At 74.1% G+C, this 665-nt stretch carries 2 protein-coding genes; one reads left to right on the forward strand and one right to left on the reverse strand.

The features are described 5' to 3' along the window. Positions 1–190: DUF808 domain-containing protein (locus UN64_RS21925; RefSeq protein WP_139343259.1), on the forward strand; the 190-nt coding region annotated here is incomplete at its 5' end. A gap of 126 nt (positions 191–316) precedes the next feature. Here UN64_RS21925 and UN64_RS21930 read toward each other — a convergent pair. Further along, the coding region (locus UN64_RS21930) for an alpha/beta fold hydrolase (protein WP_369073196.1) at positions 317–665 on the reverse strand (349 nt) is incomplete at its 5' end.

Here is a 665-nt window from a genome sequence, read left to right on the forward strand (position 1 = left end):
CGTGCCGTGGCCCTACGCCGTGCAGCACGGGATCGTCGAGCCCGTCGCGCACGCCGCCGGCACGTTCCTCGGCTGGCTCACGGAGACCGCGACGTCGGCCGTGTGGGGCCTGCTCTGGGGCTCGGTCGCGCTCGGGGTGGTCCTGCTCGTCGGACGCCTGCGCGGGAAGAAGGCCGCGCCCGCCCGCTGATGCGGCGGCCGACGGGTCCACTCCCACCCGCGCCCGACGCCGAGGCCCGCAGACGCGCCGCTACGCACGGAACGTAGCGGCGCGTCTGCGGGCTTCGGCGCTGTCTCCGTCTCCCGGCGGGCCCCGTCAGTCAGCGGTGAGGAAGGTGCGCACCGCGGAGACGAAGGCCTCGGGCTGGTCGGCGTGCAGCCAGTGGCCGGCGTCACGGACGGTCACACGCACGACGCGCGGGAACAGCTCCTTCATCCGCGGCACGTCCTCGTCCTGGACGTAGTCCGACTCGGCGCCGGCCAGCCACAGGACCGGATGGTCGAACACGCGCTCCGGGTCCTCGGGGACCACCGGGTCCGGGAACGAGCCGATCTCCCGCAGGTGCTCGAAGAGCATGGCCACGTTGGGCTGCCACGCGAAGTGCCCGGCCGTGCGCCGCAGGTTCTGCAGCAGGAAGCCGCGCACCCGCTCGTCGTGGACGTGC

The sequence above is a fragment of the Fictibacillus arsenicus genome, from assembly GCF_001999465.1.
Lineage (GTDB): Bacteria > Bacillota > Bacilli > Bacillales > Fictibacillaceae > Fictibacillus > Fictibacillus arsenicus.